This is a genomic window from Amycolatopsis sp. SID8362, from assembly GCF_010550475.1.
GTDB lineage: Bacteria > Actinomycetota > Actinomycetes > Mycobacteriales > Pseudonocardiaceae > Amycolatopsis > Amycolatopsis eburnea.
In genome coordinates this window covers 1-322 of the sequence record NZ_JAAGNB010001457.1, presented here as the reverse complement: position 1 = coordinate 322, position 322 = coordinate 1, and the positions used below count along the sequence as shown (strand labels likewise).

Annotated in this window: 1 pseudogene; it reads left to right on the top strand. The window is 75.5% G+C overall.

Going from position 1 to position 322, the window contains the following annotated elements:
- Window positions 1-322: pseudogene (locus G3I65_RS44520) on the top strand (hypothetical protein); the annotation flags it as partial.

Sequence of the window (322 nt, the reverse complement as noted above, 5' to 3'; positions counted from 1 at the left end):
GGCCCGCGGCTGGTGATGTCGGGTGGCGACGGCACCACGACGTTGACCGACGAGCAACGGCGGATCCTCGACTACGCGGCCCGGAACGGCACCGAGATCACCCTCGCGGTGAACGCCGAGGCGGGGACGGTCGCGCCGTTCCTCATCGAGTCGGACGCGACCGTGATCGGCATGGGCGGGTTCGGCGGCCGCGACGACGCGCCGTCGACCGCGCAGCTCGACCGGTGGCTCGCGGAAGGCAAGCTGCGGTTCGTGCTGAGCGGCTCCGGCGCGGGTCCGGTGGGGCCGGCCCGGAGCCCGGCGCAGGAGGCGCGCGGCGGCT